Genomic DNA, 14,477 nt, shown 5'->3' on the forward strand with positions numbered 1-14,477 from the left:
CGTGCCCGGCCGGCGCGCGCCCTCATCGGGGTCGCGTCAGGAGCGGATCGCGCGCTGCACGAGGGCGACGAGCGCGTCCATCGCCGCGCCGCGGGGGACGGGGCCCGGGATCGACCCGCCGGAGAGCGCGTTGTTGAAGTAGAGGCCGTCGCCGACGAGCATCACGAGGTCGAGCGCGGTCTCGTTGTGCGCGTGCGGCCTGATCGCGTCGGCCCACTTCTCGCGGACGTCGCGCAGCGCGTCGGCCGCGGTGTGGTTGCCGCCCTGCGCGAGGCGGGAGGTCGCGAGGATCGCCCGATCGAGCGGATCGTTCTCCATCACGGAGGAGTAGAGGTAGTGCGCGACGGCACCCTCGGGCGCCGCCGTCATGGCGGCGACGTCCTCGTCCACGAGTGCGCGCAGGCGCTCGACGATGCCTGCTTCGAGGGCGTCCTTCGAGGCGAAGTGGTAGAGGAGACCGCCTTTGGAGACGCCGGCGCCGCGCGCGGTGGCATCCATCGTCGCCGCACGCTCGCCTTCGGCGACCAGGAGCGCCTCGAACGCGTCGAGGACCTTCTCGCGAGCGAGGGGAGGGCGACTCATGTGCTCGATCGTATCCGCGCGATGTCCATGGATCTGATACTATACCGGCTGGACGGTACGTAAACATGATGACACTCACTCAAGAACTCTCGCTCGCAGACGCACAGGCCAAGAAGGTCGGATGGCGCGGCTGGGCCGCGCTCGTCGTGCTCATGCTCCCCGTGCTGCTCGTCTCGGTCGACAACACGGTGCTGAGCTTCGCGCTTCCGCAGATCGCCCTCGATCTGGGGCCGACGAGCACCCAGCAGCTGTGGATCATCGACGCGTACCCGCTCGTCCTCGCGGGCCTGCTCGTCACGATGGGGACCCTCGGCGACCGCTTCGGTCGCCGCAAGATGCTGCTCATCGGCGCGGTCGGCTTCGCGGCGGTCTCCGCCCTCGCCGCCTTCGCACCCACGGCGGCCCTGCTGATCGCCGCACGCGCCCTCATGGGGGTCTTCGGCGCGATGCTGATGCCCTCGACGCTCTCGCTCCTGCGGAGCATCTTCACCGACCGCGACCAGCGCCGCCTCGCGATCGCCGTCTGGGCGTCCGCGTTCTCCGCCGGCGCCGCGCTCGGGCCGATCGTGGGCGGCATCCTGCTCGAGCACTTCGCCTGGGGCTCGCTGTTCCTCATGGCCGTCCCGGTGCTGATCCCGCTGGTCGTGCTCGTGCCGATCCTCGTGCCCGAGAGCCGCGACCCGAACCCCGGCCGCATCGACGTCGTCAGCATCGCGCTCTCGATGGCGACCATGCTGCCGATCGTGTACGCGATCAAGGAGTTCGCCGTCCACGGCTTCGAGAGCGTCCTCCCGCTCGTGCTCGTCGTGATCGGCGTCATCGCCGGTGTGCTGTTCGTGCGTCGTCAGCTCGCGCTCCCGGTGCCGATGCTCGACATGGCGCTGTTCCGCCGCGGGTCGTTCTCGGGCTCGGTGCTCGTGAACCTGCTGAGCGTCGTCGGACTCGTCGGCTTCCTCTACTTCGTGGCGCAGCATCTCCAGCTCGTCATCGGGTTGTCGCCGCTCCAGGCCGGGCTCGCGCTCGTGCCCGGTCTCCTCGCGATGATCGTCGCGGGGCTCACCGTGGTGCCCATCGCCAAGCGCGTCGCGCCCCGCATCGTCGTGCCGTCGGCCCTGGCGTTCTCGGTGCTCGGCTACCTGCTGGTGTGGGTGAGCATGATCACCGGCTCGCTCGAGCTGCTCGTCGTCGCCTTCGTCAGCCTCGGGATCGGGATCGGCGCGGCCGAGACCGTCTCGAACGAGCTCATCCTCGCGAGTGCGCCGCCCTCCAAGGCCGGAGCCGCGAGCGCCGTGTCGGAGACCGCCTACGAGCTGGGCGCAGTCCTGGGCACCACGATCATCGGCGGCGCCCTCGCGGCGCTCTACCGTGCGAACCTCGTCCTGCCCGCGGGACTCCCCGCGGAGGCCGCCGAGGCGTCGCGCGAGACCCTCGCCGGGGCCATGGTTGCCGCCGACGGGCTGGACTCGGCACTCGGCGCCGCGCTCCGGGATGCCGCGGCTCACGCGTTCGACGCGGGCGTGGGCGTCACAGCGCTCATCGGAACGGGCCTCGTGCTCCTCGCCGCGGTGATCGCGGCGCTCACGCTCGGACGCCACGCCGCCGCCGTGCCCGCCGAGCACTGACGCGGACGCGGCCGCCGGGGCCGATACCCTGGACTCGGGCGCCTCTCGGCGCGCCATCCCCGAGCGAGGAGTCCCATGTCGCGTGTCGTGAAGCTGGCCGTCATCCCGGGTGACGGCATCGGTCCCGAGGTCGTGGCCGAGGCGGAGAAGGTGCTGGATGCCGCCACCTCCGGCGGTGAGGTGATCTTCGACCGCACACGGTACTCGCTCGGCGCCGATCGCTTCCTCGAGACCGGCGACACCCTTCCCGACGACGATCTGGAGTCGCTGAAGGGGCAGGACGTCATCCTGTTCGGCGCCGTCGGGGGAGTGCCCGGCGATCCGCGACTGCGCGACGCGAACATCGAGCGCGGCCTGCTGCTGAAGCTCCGCTTCGCGCTGGACCAGTACGTCAACCTCCGCCCGTCCAAGCTCTACCCGGGCCAGGCGGGTCCGCTCGCCGAGCCCGGCGACATCGACTTCGTCGTCGTGCGCGAGGGCACGGAGGGCCCCTACGTCGGCAACGGCGGCGCGATCCGTGTCGGCACCCCGCACGAGGTGGCCAATGAGACATCCGTCAACACGGCCTACGGCGTGGAGCGGGTCGTCCGCTACGCGTTCGACCTCGCGCAACGGCGGCGCAAGAAGCTGACGTGGGTGCACAAGACCAACGTTCTCGTGCACGCGGGGGGCATCTGGCAGCGCGTGGTCGCTGAGGTGGCCGCCGAGCATCCCGATGTCGCGGTAGATTACATCCACGTCGACGCGGCCACGATCTACCTGGTCACGAACCCCAGCCGCTTCGACGTGATCGTCACCGACAACCTCTTCGGCGACATCCTCACAGATCTGGCCGGCGCCGTCACCGGTGGCATCGGTCTCGCCGCATCCGGGAGCATCAATCCCGACGGCGCGTTCCCGTCGATGTTCGAGCCCGTCCACGGTTCGGCGCCCGACATCGCAGGACAGCAGAAGGCCGATCCCACGGCCGCGATCCTCTCCGTCGCCCTGATGCTCGATCACCTGGGGCTCACCGGCGAAGCAGACGGCGTCATCCGCGCGGTCGAGGACGACATCGCGGCCCGCGACGGATCTTCCCGCACCACCACTCAGATCGGCGACGCCATCGCCGCCCGGCTGCAGGCGTAACCTGTAACCGCCGCGACGCGTCGCCCGAACCCTCAGGACGTGACATGACCCTCATCGACTCCGACCCCGACACCGGACTCGCCCCGCTGAACTTCTCCGTCACCCGGAGCCTCAACGGCAAGACGCCGCAGCAGCGCGCCGAGATCCTCGCGAACCCGGGCTTCGGCACGAGCTTCACCGACCACATGGTCGACATCTGCTGGTCGACGAAGGGCGGCTGGCACCGCCCGCGCGTGCAGCCGTACGGTCCGATCGCGCTGGATCCCGCCGCCGCCGTGCTGCACTACGGCCAGGAGATCTTCGAGGGCATCAAGGCCTACCGTCACGCCGACGGCTCGGTGCACACCTTCCGTCCTGACCAGAACGGTCGCCGCCTGCAGCGCTCCGCGCGCCGTCTCGCGCTGCCCGAGCTGCCGGTGTCGTACTTCATCCAGTCGCTGCGCGAACTCATCGCGGTCGACGGCGACTGGGTGCCCTCCGGTGCCGACCAGAGCCTGTACCTCCGCCCCTTCATGTTCGCGAAGGAGGCGTTCCTGGGGGTCCGCCCCGCCAACAAGGTGGCGTACTACCTCATCGCCTCGCCCGCGGGCGCGTACTTCACCGGTGGCGTGCGCCCGGTGTCGATCTGGCTCAGCGAGGACTACTCGCGGGCCGGCAAGGGCGGAACGGGCGCGGCGAAGACCGGCGGCAACTACGCCTCGAGCCTGCTCCCGCAGTCCGAGGCCTACGAGCGGGAGTGCGACCAGGTCGTCTTCCTCGACCAGGACCGCAACGTCGAGGAGCTCGGCGGCATGAACGTGGTGTTCGTCTACAAGGACGGCACCCTCGTCACGCCCGAATCGCCTTCGATCCTCGAGGGCATCACCCGCGACTCGCTCCTGCAGCTCGCCCGAGACCGCGGCCACAAGGTCGAGGGCCGGCGGGTGTCGCTCGACGAGTGGCGCCAGGGCGTGGCATCCGGCGACATCGTCGAGGTGTTCGCGTGCGGCACCGCCGCCGTCGTCACCCCGATCGGCACGCTCAAGGGCGCGGACTTCATCGACGAGCAGCCGACCGGCGAGCTCGCCCTGTCGCTGCGCGAAGAGCTGACCGACATCCAGTACGGCCGCAGGGAAGACACCCACGGCTGGCTGGTGCGCCTCGACGCCTGAGCCGGAGCGGTCGGCTGAGTAGGCTGGTGCGGTGAGGATCGCACGCGTCAGCCACCAGGAAGCCATCACCTACGGGATCGTCGACGAGGGCGAGCTCGTCGTGCTCAAGGGCGATCCGATGTTCGTCGGGTTCGACACCACGGGGGAGCGGATCCCGCTCGCCGAGGTCACGCTGCTCGCGCCCGTCATCCCGCGTTCGAAGATCGTGGCGATCGCGCGCAACTACCGCGACCATGCGGCGGAGCTCGGCAACGAGGTTCCGGCGGAGCCGATGCTCTTCTTCAAGCCGAACACGTCGGTCGTGGGTCCGAACGACCACATCGTGCTGCCGAGGCAGTCCGAGCGCATCGACTTCGAGGGCGAGGTGGCCGCCGTGATCGGACGCGTCGCGAAGAACGTGCCCCGCGAGAGCGCGCTGGACTACGTGTTCGGCTACACGATCGCCAACGACGTCACCGCGCGCGACCTGCAGAAGAGCGACGGGCAGTGGGCGCGGGCGAAGGGATTCGACACGTCCTGCCCGCTCGGACCCGCGATCGAGACCGAGTTCGACCCGTCGGCCGAGGTCTGGATCGAGACGCGCGTCAACGGCGAGGTGAAGCAGCGCGGTCTGCTCGGCGACATGGTCTACGACGTCGCCGAGATCGTCGCGTACGCGTCGGCCGCCTTCACCCTGCTCCCGGGCGACGTGATCCTCACGGGCACGCCCGCCGGAGTCGGTCCGTTCGTGGCGGGCGACGTGGTCGAAGTCGAGGTCACCGGTCTCGGGATCCTCCGCAACACGGCACGGGATGCCTGACGCCGCGTCCGTCGAGGCGCCCGCGCCGACCCTGAGCGAGGTCGCCGCGATCCAGCGGCGCACCGTCGCGGTGCTGGCGGCCGGTCAGGTGCTCGGCGGCGTCGCGTTCGGCGCGACGATCTCGCTCGGAGCGCTCCTCGCGGCCGATCTGTCGGGTCAGGAGTCGCTCTCGGGGCTGGCAACGGCATCCGTCACCCTCGGCGCTGCGCTGTGCGCCATTCCGCTCGCGCGTCTCGCCGCCCGACGCGGCCGCCGTCTCGCGCTGACGCTCGGCAATCTCTTCGCGGTCGTCGGCATCGCAATCGTGATCACGGCCGCGGCGGCACGCAGCTTCCCGCTGCTCATCGTGGGCGTCATCCTGATCGGCGCGGGCAACGCCGGAAACCTCCAGTCCCGCTTCGCGGCGACCGACCTCAGCCCCACGTCGCGCCGGGCCCGCGACCTGGGCACGGTCGTGTGGGCCACGACCGTCGGCGGCGTGCTCGGGCCCCTGCTCCTCGCTCCCGGCGAGGCCGTGGGCGCTGTGCTCGGGATGCCGCGCCTCACCGGCGCCTACGCGTTCTCGATCGTCGCCCAGGTGCTCGCCCTCACCCTCTACCTCGTCGCGCTGCGGCCGGATCCGCTCCGGATCGCCCAGCGGCTCGCACGCGCGGGGGAGGCGGCGCGCGAGCACATCGTCGAGGCCGATCGACCTCTCGCCGCGCGCTACGCCGTCTTCGCCGTCGCCGGCTCCCACGTCGTGATGGCCTCCGTCATGGCGATGACCCCGGTGCACCTCGTGCACATGGCCGGTGGCCGCGTCGACTTCCTCGTGGGGCTGACCATCGCGCTGCACGTCTTCGGGATGTACGGACTCTCGCCCGTCTTCGGATGGCTCGCCGACCGCTGGGGCCGAGTGCCCGTGATCCTCCTCGGGCAGGCGGTGCTCGCGGCGTCGCTCCTCGTCGCGGCGCTGTGGTCGCACGAGGTCGTCGCCGTCATCATCGCCCTCCTGCTGCTCGGCCTCGGCTGGAGCGCTGCGACGGTGTCGGGTGCGGCCCTGCTCACGGAGAGCACCGTCACGGCGATGCGTCCGCGAAGGCAGGGTGTCAGCGACACCGTCATGACGCTGTCGGCGGCGGTGGGCGCGGTCCTCGCCGGCGTGATCCTGGGCCAGATCGGCTACGGCGGGCTGGCGCTGTGCGCGCTCGTCCTGGTCGCCGCCGTCGCGGGACTGTCCCCGCTCGCGCGCGGGCCGCGGGACTGACCGGGCCTCAGAAGATCGTCTCGACGAGGTCGGTCACGATCGCGCTGTCGACGTCGTCGATCGAGTCGACGACGGGGATGACGCGCCACTTGTCGAACATCGTGCAGGGGTGGGAGAGGCCGAACACGATGATGTCGCCGATCCGCAGGGCCGTGTCGGCGGCGAGCTCGACGAACGCGTGCTGGTCGTTGAGTTTGCGGGTCCGGGCTCCCGCGAGGTCGGTGCGGCCGGCGGTCGACAGCGCGAACAGCGGGACGGGCATCCCCTCGTCGTAGGGGAAGTCGCGCTTGCCGGCGTCGACGAGGACGAGTCCGGGCTCCGGTGCGGACACGACGCGCGCGAGGCCGCGCGCGGCCGGGCGGAGGCCCGCGCCCTCGAACGGCGACACCGAGCGGTAGTACCCCTCGTCGTGGACGAGGTAGGCGCCCGAGCGCAGCACGAAGCGCGTCTCTGGGTCGTCTGCCGCGGCGAAGACATCGGCCACGACGTCGGGATACGCGCTGCCGCCGGCGGTCACGATTGCGTCGCCGTCATCGCCGAGCGGACGGATTCGGCGGCCGAGCTCCACGAGATCGGCGACGAAGGCGCGGGCCGCGGCATCCGGTGCCTCTCCCCGCCCCTTCGCCACGGCGCCTTCGTAGCCCGCGACGCCCGCAAGACGCAGCACCGGCGACGCGGCGACGCGCTCGGCCAGACGCACCGCATCGTCGAGCGTGCGGACGCCGGTCCTCCCGCCGTCGCGTCCGAGCTCCACGAGCACCTCGAGCTGCGCGTCACGGCCGCGAAGGGCCTCCTCGACGGCCTCGACGGCCTCCGGGGAATCCACCCAGCTCCAGACGCGCCCGCCGCGCGCGGAGAGGTCGTCGGCGAGCCAGACGATCGCGTGGGGGTCGGAGAGCTGGTTCGCGAGCATGACGTCGGTGACACCGGCATCCCGCGCCACGCGCAGCTGCCACGGCGTCGCGACCGTGATGCCGGTCGCGCCGGCGTCGAGCTGCCGTCGCCACAGAACGGGCGCCATCGTCGTCTTGCCGTGCGGCATGAGCTCGAGTCCGCGGGAGACCGCGAAGTCGGCGAGGAACGCGATGTTCGCGTCGAGGGCCGCCTCCTCGAGCACGAGCGCCGGCGTCCACAGGTCGGCGACGCGGGGGGATCGTGCCAGGAACTCCGACGCCGTGAGACCGGCGGCCCACGCCGGCAGGGACTTGTCGGACGACGTGAGGATGCGTCCCGCGCTCACGTCAGGCCTCGGGCAGCTTCGCGACGACGTCGATCTCGACGAGGATGTCCGCCAGGTCCGACCCGACGGTCGTGCGGACGGGGTAGGGCTCCACGAAGAACTCCGCGTACGCCCGGTTGTACTCCGCGAAGTCGCGGTGCAGATGCTGCAGGTGCGCGGTGACCTTGACGACGTTTGCCATCGACGCCCCCGCGGCCTCGACGACGCTGCGGACGTTGCGCAGCACCTGCCGGGTCTGCTCGTACACGCCGCCGTCGACCACCGTGCCCGTGGCGGGGTCCTGCGGACCGAAGCCGGCGGTGAACACGAACCCGCCCGCGACGATGCCGTGGCTGTAGGGCCCGGCGGGCTTCGGAGCGTCGTCGAGCAGGAGGGCCTTCTTCGTCATGGGTGGTCCTTTCAGGATGCCGGAGGTCGGCGCGATCAGCGGGAGAGAGTGGCGCGACGGATGCCGCGACCGGGGAGGGCGGACGTGAGAGCGCCGCGGGCGAGCACGGGGACTCCGGCGACGAAGACGTCGTCGATCCCCACGGACGGTGTGCGGGGGGTGGCGTAGGTCGCGGTATCGCCGACGCCGTGCGGGTCGACGATCGCGAGATCGGCGATCCAGCCCGGCCGCACCGCGCCGCGATCGCCGAGCCCGAACCGCGCAGCCGTGCGGCCGGCGAGGTGCTGCGCGGCGCCCTCCCAGGAGAAGGCTCTGCCGACGAAAGTGGACAGGTAGCGTGCGAACGTTCCGGCTGCGCGGGGGTGGGGCACCCCTCCGATCCAGATGCCGTCGGAGCCGCCGAGGTGGGCGTCGTGGGCGAACAGGCGCGCCAGGTTGTCGACGGGCCGCTCGTCGCGCACGGCCATCACCGCGTTCACTTCGAGCCGCCCGGCGACGAGGAGGTCGAGGGTGGCGGTGACGACGTCGGTGTCGCTCCGCGCGGCGATCTCGGCGAGCGTCAGGCCCTCCGCCCACGACCACTCGGCGGCGGGGGTGTGGCCGATCGTGATCATGTGCGGCCAGTCCGGTCCGAGGCTGGGCTTCTCGGCGATCGAGGGGAACCAGTCGCGCACGAGCGCGTCGCGCTCGGCCGGATCGCGGAGGCGTTCGAGGGCGACGTCGACGTCGAGCGCGCTGTACGCGGGCGGAAGGACGGCCATGGACACGAGCGTGCAGCCGCGGGTGTAGGGGTACATGTCGAACGTGACGTCGACGCCGTCCGCCGTCAGGTCGCCGAGCAGGCGGTGCGCCTCCGCCTGATCGAGGTGGAGGTGCGACACGTGCACGCGCACGCCGCTGCGGGCGGCGATGGCGGCGACCTCGCGCAGTCCGGCCTCCGAGCCCGTCTCGTAGCCGCCGCGCATGTGCGTGACGTAGAGGCCCCCGACGGCCGCCACGGGATCGCACAGCCGCGCGATCTCGTCGGTTCCGGCGAAGACGCCGGGGACGTAGTCGAGCCCCGTCGACATCCCGAGCGCGCCGTCGGCGAGTCCATCCGCCACGAGTCGTCGCATCTCGGCGAGCTCGGCGGGGGACGCGGCATCCGTCGACATGCCCATGATCTCGTGGCGCACCGTGCCCGCGGGTACGAGGTATCCGGCGTTCAGGCGCGTCGCGGCGTCGTACGACGCCAGAAGCTCGGCGACGCCGCCGCCCGAATACGAGGGATGCGATCCGTTGATCGCGGCGAAGTAGCGCGCAGCCCAGGCGCCGTCTCCGGGGGCGTACGACACGCCGTCCTGACCGCCGACGACGGTCGTGACCCCCTGCCGGAGCAGCGCGAGCTGCACGTCGTCGCGGAAGAGCGCGCCGTCGGCGTGCGCGTGGGCGTCGATGAAGCCGGGCAGGATGAGGCGTCCGGTGCAGTCGACGACCTCGTCGGCGCCGTCCGCGGCGACCGATCCGACGGCGACGATCCGCTCGCCCTCGATCGCGACGTCGGCACGCCGGCGGATCGCGGCGATCCCGTCGATCACGACCCCGCCGCGCAGCACGGTGCGGCGGGATGCGTCGGTCATCGCGGGTCCTCTCCGGCGGGGCGGCCGGATCGAGTCTATTGTCGGCGGGTCAGCGCCCCAGCGCGGCCAGCGCCCGCCCGACGTCGTCGAGGTCGTTGAAGACGTGGAACGCGACGCGCGCACGTCCGTCGCGGCCGGAGGCCGTGATCCCGGATGCCGTCAGCCGGGCGAGATCGCATCCGTCGGGATCGCTCCACGTCACGATCGCGCTGGACCGCACCGCGTGGGGGAGTCCCACGCCCTCGCGGAATGCCGTCGCGAGCGCGGTCACGTGGCTGTGAGCGGAGGCGATGTCGAGCGAGGCGAACAGAGCCAGAGCAGGTTCGGCGCCGACGAACGCCTGCCAGGCCGGTGAGGTGTCGAACCGGCGCGCATCGTCGGCCAATTCGACAGCGGCGCCGTAGCACGACGTCCACGGGTCGTCGCCGGCGTACCAGCCCGCATGCACCGGGCGCAGCGTCGCGGAGTAGTCGGCCGACACGGCCAGGAATGCGACACCGCGCGGCGCGCACAGCCACTTGTACGCGTGGCAGACGAGGGCGTCGTACCTGCTCGCATCGACCGGCATCCAGCCGACGGCCTGGGTCGCATCGCACAGCGTGCGTGCCCCGTGGGCACGGGCTGCCGCGACGATGGCCGCGTCGTCGGCCACTTCGCCCGTCGCCGACTGCACGAGCGAAAAGGCCACGAGCGCCGTGGCCGGCCCGACGGCGTCGGCCAGCGCGTGCAGGGGTGCCGTGCGCACGCGGATGCCGCGCCCGGCGTGGACGAACGGCAGCACGATCGATGAGAAGTCCCGCTCGGGGACGAGCACTTCGGCGCCGTCCGGGAGGGAGGCGGCGAGCAGAGAGGCCTGTACGGAGGTCTGCGACCCGATCGCGATGCGCGTCGGGGGAACGCCGACGAGGGTGGCGAAGTGCGCCCGGGACCGCTCCACGGCGGAGGAGTACGACGCCGGATCGGGACGACCCGCGACAGAGGAGTCGAGATCGGCGAGCACCGCGTCGCGGGTGGCGCGCGGCGGCAGGCCCACGGTGCACGCAGCGAGGTAGCCCGCACCGCCCGCGAACGCATCCCGCACACGCGCGAGGTCTTCGCGGGGGTGGACCATCGTCGCGCTCATGCCTCCCAGCGTGGAGGAGGAAAACACAATGGTCTACGGCAGGTATCGCATGCAAAGCATGCGCGATGCTTATCATTGAGTCGTGAGCGATGCGATGGACGACCCCGGTCTCGACGTGCAGTCGCTGCGGGTCGTCAAAGCCGTGGCCGACGAGGGCTCGATCACGGCGGCGGCCGAGGCTCTCGGATACAGCCAGCCCGCCGTGAGCCAGCAGCTGAAGCGTCTCGAGCAGCGGCTCGGCGTCGCGGTGATCGAGCGCGTCGGTCGCACCGTGCGCCTCACCGATGCCGGACGCATCCTCGCCCGCCACGCCCCTGCGGTCACGACGGCGCTGGATGCCGCGGTCGGCGAGCTCGCCGAGCTTCGCGGCGTGCGCTCCGGCCGCGTGCGCCTCGTGGCCTTCCCCTCGGCATCCCCCTCCGTCGTCCCGCGTCTGCTCGCCGACCTGTCGCACCGGCATCCCGGGCTCGTCGTGACGTTCGTCGAGGCCGAGCCGCCGGAAGCCGTCGCCGCCGTCCGCGAGGACCGCGCCGACATCGCGCTCACGTTCAGCTATCCCGGCGACCGCGACGATCCGCACCGCTTGAGCGCCCGTGGACTCGCGGTGCGCACCGTCGGCACCGACGACCTGCTCGCCGTCCTGCCGGCGGGGCATCCCGCGGCGATCGCCGGACGCGTCGCGCTCGGCGACCTGTCGGGTGAGGACTGGATCGCGGGCTGTCCGCGCTGCCGCGGCCACCTCCTCGAAGTCTGCGATCGGGCCGGCTTCGAACCGCGCATCGCCTTCGAGACCGACAACTTCGTCGCCGTCGAGGGCCTGGTCGCGCAGGGTATCGGGGTCGCGACCCTGCCGCGCCTCGCGGTCGATTCGTTCCCGCAGCTCCCGGGGGTCGTGACGCTCCCGTTGCCCGCCGAGGAGCGACGCACCCTGCACGTCGTGACGGCCCACGGGGCGGACCGCGTGCCCTCGGTGCAGGCGGTGCTCACCGCGATCGGTCGCGCGCTCGACGACCGCCCCGACGCGAGGCATCCCGACGCCTAAACTGGACCGGATGTCTTCTGCACCCGATCCCCGCACCACGACCGCGACAGGCGCCGACGTGCGCGTGCGGTTCTGCCCCTCGCCCACCGGCCTCCCGCACGTCGGAATGGTCCGCACGGCCCTGTACAACTGGGCGTACGCGCGCCATACGGGCGGCAGGATGATCTTCCGCGTGGAGGACACCGATGCCGCGCGCGACAGCGAGGAGAGCTACCGGCAGCTCGTCGACGCGCTCACGTGGCTCGAGATCGATTGGGACGAGGGCGTCGAGAAGGGCGGGCCGCACGCGCCGTACCGCCAGAGCGAGCGGGGTCCGATCTACGCCGACGTGCTGCAGCAGCTCATCTCCTCGGGCGCCGTGTACGAGTCGTACTCGACCGCCGAGGAGATCGACGCGCGCAACGCGACGAACGGGCGGGCGAAGCAGCTCGGCTACGACAACTTCGACCGCTCGCTCAGCGACGAGCAGAAGGCCGCGTTCCGCGCCGAGGGCCGCGAGCCCGCGTGGCGCCTCCGCGTGCCCGACCACGACCTCACGTACGTCGACCTCATCCGGGGCGAGGTGACGTTCCCCGCCGGGTCGTTCCCCGACTTCGTGGTCGTGCGCGCCGGCGGGCAGCCGCTCTACACCTTCACCAACCCGGTGGACGATGCGCTGATGGGCATCACGCACGTGATCCGCGGCGAAGACCTCATGCCCTCGACCGCCCGGCAGCTCGCGCTCTACGGCGCGCTCATCGATGCCGGCGTCACCGGCTTCGTGCCCCGGTTCGGCCACATGCCGCTCGTGCTCGGCGAGACCGGCACCAAGAAGCTCTCCAAGCGCGACCCGCAGGCGGATCTCTTCCTGCACCGCGAGCGCGGATTCATCCACGAGGGGCTGCTCAACTATCTCGCGCTCCTCGGCTGGTCGATCGGCCCCGATCGCGACATCTTCACGCTCGAGGAGTTCACGGCGGCGTTCGACATCGTCGACGTCAACCCGAACCCGGCTCGCTTCGACCAGAAGAAGGCCGAGTCGATCAACGGCGACCACATCCGGATGCTGGAGCCCGCCGACTTCGCCGCGCGGATCGTGCCGTACCTGCGCGCCGCGGGCGTGGTGGGGGAGCAGCTCACCGAGCGCGAACAGACGCTGATCGCGGCCTCCGCACCGCTCGTCCAGGAGCGCGTGCAGATCCTGGGCGATGTCCCCGGGCTGCTGGGGTTCCTCTTCACCGACGCCGTGACGTATGCCGACGACGCTCTGGCATCGCTCCCGGCCAACGCCGACGATGTCGTCGTGGCGTCCGTCGGCGCGCTCGAGCTCGTCCCGGAGGAGGAGTTCACCACGGCTGCGGTGCAGACCGCGCTGACGACGGCCCTCGTCGACGAGCTCGGACTCAAGCCGCGGGTGGCTTTCGGGCCGCTCCGCGTCGCCCTGAGCGGCCGCCGCATCTCGCCCCCCCTGTTCGAGTCGATGGAGCTGCTCGGCAAGGCCGAGTCGATCCGTCGGCTGTCGGCGTTCGTGGAGCGCTGAGCGTTCGGCCGCAGGTTCGGCGACGACGTCGGTCGGAGAATCAGGTCATCGTCGGAGGATTCGGGCGGATGCCTCCGACGTTCGGCGAATTCTCCGACCGAGCGGGACGCGGGATTACGGACACGCCGCGGTTTGGATGAGGAGCGGAGTCAGGGTAGACTCGATCTTCGGCACGGCTTCGGCTCGGCGCCTTGGGGTATGGTGTAATTGGCAACACGGAGGTTTCTGGTACCTTTGTTCTTGGTTCGAGTCCAGGTACCCCAGCTTTGAAAAACCCCCGGTCATCCGGGGGTTTTTTCGTGACCGGAAGTCGGTTCCGAACGCTGCGCGGGTCTGGCCGGCGATCGGGCGTCGCGCCGTCACCCTTGCGGTGCCGCCGTGGGCGTCGCGGCGCTGTACCGGGCGCTCGCGATCGGGACGATGGGCGTCGTGGCCCCGATCGCCGCTCTCAGCGTTCTCGTCCCGGTCGGCGCGGGGATCGTCGGCGGCGACACGCCGGGACCGCTGCTCGTCGCCGGGATGATCGTGGCCGTGATCGGAACGGTGCTCGCAAGCGGCCCCGAGGTGCGCGGCGCCGAACGCGGCGGGGTCCGGCCGATCGTGCTCGCCCTCGTGGCGGCGGTCGGATTCGGCGTGAACAATCTCGCGGTGGCGTGGGGGAGTGCGCACGACGTCTCGGCGACGCTCCTCGCCAACGTGCTCACCACCCTCCTCGTGTATCTGATCGCCGTCGCCGCACTACGGGTCGTCCCCCGGGCCGCCGGTCGCAACCTCGTCGGGATCATCGCGATCGAAGTGCTCGGGTTCCTGGCGAACCTCTGCTTCGCCGTGGCGAGCACGTCGGGGATGCTGTCGGTGGTCGCGGTCTGCGCCTCCGTCTTCCCCGCCGTGACCGTCGTGCTCGGATGGTGGCTGCTGAAGGAGCGGCTCGCGCGCATCCAGCTCCTCGGGATCGTGCTGGTGCTATCGGGAGTGGCGGTCGTCGCCGTGTCGCAGTGATGTGGGGCGCGGGATGCCG

13 protein-coding genes and 1 tRNA gene are annotated in these 14,477 nt (G+C 71.4%); 9 read left to right on the forward strand and 5 right to left on the reverse strand.

Going from position 1 to position 14,477, the window contains the following annotated elements:
• Nucleotides 1-36: 36 nt before the first annotated feature.
• Entirely contained in the window at nt 37-582 is a 546-nt protein-coding gene (locus B0B14_RS05465) for a TetR/AcrR family transcriptional regulator (RefSeq protein ID WP_076680452.1), read from the reverse strand.
• A gap of 65 nt (nt 583-647) precedes the next feature.
• Between B0B14_RS05465 and B0B14_RS05470 the strand changes: the two genes are divergently transcribed.
• From B0B14_RS05470 to B0B14_RS05490, 5 genes are all read left to right on the forward strand, one after another.
• The gene (locus tag B0B14_RS05470) at nt 648-2,204 is read left to right on the forward strand and encodes an MFS transporter (RefSeq protein ID WP_179085272.1); all 1,557 of its coding nucleotides are present in this window, start codon (nt 648-650) and stop codon (nt 2,202-2,204) included.
• A 75-nt stretch (nt 2,205-2,279) separates the two neighbouring features.
• Entirely contained in the window at nt 2,280-3,332 is a 1,053-nt protein-coding gene (locus B0B14_RS05475) for a 3-isopropylmalate dehydrogenase (RefSeq protein WP_076680453.1), read from the forward strand.
• A 44-nt stretch (nt 3,333-3,376) separates the two neighbouring features.
• Nucleotides 3,377-4,483: a branched-chain amino acid aminotransferase gene (locus B0B14_RS05480; RefSeq protein ID WP_076680454.1), complete on the forward strand. Its 1,107-nt coding sequence runs from the start codon at nt 3,377-3,379 to the stop codon at nt 4,481-4,483.
• A 31-nt stretch (nt 4,484-4,514) separates the two neighbouring features.
• The gene (locus B0B14_RS05485; protein WP_076680455.1) at nt 4,515-5,282 is read left to right on the forward strand and encodes a fumarylacetoacetate hydrolase family protein; all 768 of its coding nucleotides are present in this window, start codon (nt 4,515-4,517) and stop codon (nt 5,280-5,282) included.
• Complete coding sequence (locus tag B0B14_RS05490) at nt 5,275-6,528, forward strand: MFS transporter (protein ID WP_076680456.1); 1,254 nt, start codon at nt 5,275-5,277, stop codon at nt 6,526-6,528. Before B0B14_RS05485 ends, B0B14_RS05490 begins: the two co-directional genes overlap by 8 nt.
• A 7-nt stretch (nt 6,529-6,535) precedes the next feature.
• Here the strand turns inward: B0B14_RS05490 and B0B14_RS05495 are convergent, their stop codons facing one another.
• Genes B0B14_RS05495 through B0B14_RS05510 form a run of 4 tightly spaced genes read right to left on the reverse strand, consistent with a single transcriptional unit; the run spans nt 6,536 to nt 10,898 of the window.
• Nucleotides 6,536-7,768, reverse strand: coding sequence for an alanine racemase (locus B0B14_RS05495; protein ID WP_076680457.1), 1,233 nt, complete (start codon nt 7,766-7,768; stop codon nt 6,536-6,538).
• A 1-nt stretch (nt 7,769) separates the two neighbouring features.
• Nucleotides 7,770-8,156 carry a RidA family protein gene (locus B0B14_RS05500; RefSeq protein ID WP_076680458.1) on the reverse strand — a complete coding sequence of 129 codons (387 nt, stop codon included), beginning with the start codon at nt 8,154-8,156 and terminating at the stop codon, nt 7,770-7,772.
• Between the two features lie 35 nt (nt 8,157-8,191).
• The gene (locus B0B14_RS05505; protein ID WP_076680459.1) at nt 8,192-9,775 is read right to left on the reverse strand and encodes an N-acyl-D-amino-acid deacylase family protein; all 1,584 of its coding nucleotides are present in this window, start codon (nt 9,773-9,775) and stop codon (nt 8,192-8,194) included.
• 49 nt (nt 9,776-9,824) lie between these two features.
• Nucleotides 9,825-10,898: an aminotransferase class V-fold PLP-dependent enzyme gene (locus B0B14_RS05510; RefSeq protein ID WP_076680460.1), complete on the reverse strand. Its 1,074-nt coding sequence runs from the start codon at nt 10,896-10,898 to the stop codon at nt 9,825-9,827.
• Nucleotides 10,899-10,992: 94 nt separating this feature from the next.
• On the opposite strand from B0B14_RS05510, the gene B0B14_RS05515 reads away from it, so the two are divergent.
• The 4 genes from B0B14_RS05515 to B0B14_RS05530 all read left to right on the forward strand — a co-directional run bounded on the left by B0B14_RS05515 (nt 10,993) and on the right by B0B14_RS05530 (nt 14,458).
• Entirely contained in the window at nt 10,993-11,940 is a 948-nt protein-coding gene (locus B0B14_RS05515; protein WP_076681297.1) for a LysR family transcriptional regulator, read from the forward strand.
• 10 nt (nt 11,941-11,950) lie between these two features.
• Nucleotides 11,951-13,459: a glutamate--tRNA ligase gene (gltX, locus tag B0B14_RS05520; RefSeq protein ID WP_076680461.1), complete on the forward strand. Its 1,509-nt coding sequence runs from the start codon at nt 11,951-11,953 to the stop codon at nt 13,457-13,459.
• Nucleotides 13,460-13,651: 192 nt separating this feature from the next.
• Nucleotides 13,652-13,723 (forward strand) — tRNA-Gln (locus B0B14_RS05525).
• A 114-nt stretch (nt 13,724-13,837) separates the two neighbouring features.
• Nucleotides 13,838-14,458: a DMT family transporter gene (locus B0B14_RS05530; protein WP_076680462.1), complete on the forward strand. Its 621-nt coding sequence runs from the start codon at nt 13,838-13,840 to the stop codon at nt 14,456-14,458.
• The last annotated feature ends 19 nt before the right edge of the window (nt 14,459-14,477 follow it).

Origin of the sequence: Microbacterium sp. RU33B (assembly GCF_900155915.1) — a bacterium.
Lineage (GTDB): Bacteria > Actinomycetota > Actinomycetes > Actinomycetales > Microbacteriaceae > Microbacterium.

Bases quoted from the DNA above. Each gene is read 5' to 3' on its own strand.
- B0B14_RS05490 (WP_076680456.1), top strand. From the start codon at position 5,275: ATGCCTGACGCCGCGTCCGTCGAGGCGCCCGCGCCGACCCTGAGCGAG.
- B0B14_RS05470 (WP_179085272.1), top strand. From the start codon at position 648: ATGATGACACTCACTCAAGAACTCTCGCTCGCAGACGCACAGGCCAAG.
- B0B14_RS05515 (WP_076681297.1), top strand. From the start codon at position 10,993: ATGGACGACCCCGGTCTCGACGTGCAGTCGCTGCGGGTCGTCAAAGCC.
- B0B14_RS05480 (WP_076680454.1), top strand. From the start codon at position 3,377: ATGACCCTCATCGACTCCGACCCCGACACCGGACTCGCCCCGCTGAAC.
- B0B14_RS05505 (WP_076680459.1), bottom strand. From the start codon at position 9,775: ATGACCGACGCATCCCGCCGCACCGTGCTGCGCGGCGGGGTCGTGATC.
- B0B14_RS05475 (WP_076680453.1), top strand. From the start codon at position 2,280: ATGTCGCGTGTCGTGAAGCTGGCCGTCATCCCGGGTGACGGCATCGGT.
- B0B14_RS05500 (WP_076680458.1), bottom strand. From the start codon at position 8,156: ATGACGAAGAAGGCCCTCCTGCTCGACGACGCTCCGAAGCCCGCCGGG.
- B0B14_RS05510 (WP_076680460.1), bottom strand. From the start codon at position 10,898: ATGAGCGCGACGATGGTCCACCCCCGCGAAGACCTCGCGCGTGTGCGG.
- B0B14_RS05465 (WP_076680452.1), bottom strand. From the start codon at position 582: ATGAGTCGCCCTCCCCTCGCTCGCGAGAAGGTCCTCGACGCGTTCGAG.
- gltX (WP_076680461.1), top strand. From the start codon at position 11,951: ATGTCTTCTGCACCCGATCCCCGCACCACGACCGCGACAGGCGCCGAC.